The sequence below is a fragment of the Micrococcus sp. ACRRV genome (assembly GCF_022346985.1).
GTDB lineage: Bacteria > Actinomycetota > Actinomycetes > Actinomycetales > Micrococcaceae > Micrococcus > Micrococcus porci.
Map to the genome: position 1 here is coordinate 1 of NZ_JAKRNH010000218.1, position 761 is coordinate 761.

Sequence of the window (761 nt, forward strand, 5' to 3'; positions counted from 1 at the left end):
GGACGGGTGGGGAGGGCGGCCGGCAGGTCGTCGTGGCCCGGGGTGGGCAGCTCGACGACGACGGCGCCGCGGGGCACGGGGGCGGAGGTCAGGGCGCTCACCACGAAGCGGTGACCCAGGCGGCCCAGGGTCTCGAGCACGCGGTAGACGTGCTCGAGCTGGGGGCGGGTGAGGGAGGAGTCGATGTCGTCGTAGACGATCACGTCGGCCGGGCGCAGGCAGGCGAGCATGCAGGTGAGGATCGTGCGGTCCTCCACGGGGAGGGAGCTGACCTGGTCGCCGTGGTCCGGGTGGAAGCCGACGGCGGCCTCGAGGCGCGCGAAGCGCTTGCGGCCGGTGCGGCGCGAGATCCCCTCGGCGAGGCAGTGCTCGTCGATGCACTCGCGGATCGTGAGCAGCGGCTCGAGCTCCACGTAGTCGGTGATGCGGGCCACCGTGGTGGCGCGGCGCAGCCGGTGGGGGTGGCGGATGCCGTCCATGTCCCCGAGGGTGAGCTCGCCGCCGGCGCCCTGGAGGCGCCCGACGAGGGCGAGCAGCAGGGCGGAGCGGCCGGAGCCCTGGGTGCCGAGGACGGCGCCGGGCACGCCCGGGGGCAGGTCCACGTCCACCGGGCCGAACACGGTGCCGCGGATGGAGCGCAGGGTGAGGCCCCGCGCGGTGAGGGCGCGGCCGACCTGGTGGGAGCCCCCCGGGGCGGGCTCGGGCGCGCGCTCGGCGACGACGTCGTCCGTCTCGATGGGGGCGGGGGTCTGGTCTTCGGT

At 76.2% G+C, this 761-nt stretch carries 1 protein-coding gene; it reads right to left on the minus strand.

What is annotated here, in order from left to right; genetic code table 11:
• Nucleotides 1-761: ATP-binding cassette domain-containing protein (locus tag MHY29_RS12190; protein ID WP_239241586.1), on the minus strand; the 761-nt coding region annotated here is incomplete at both ends.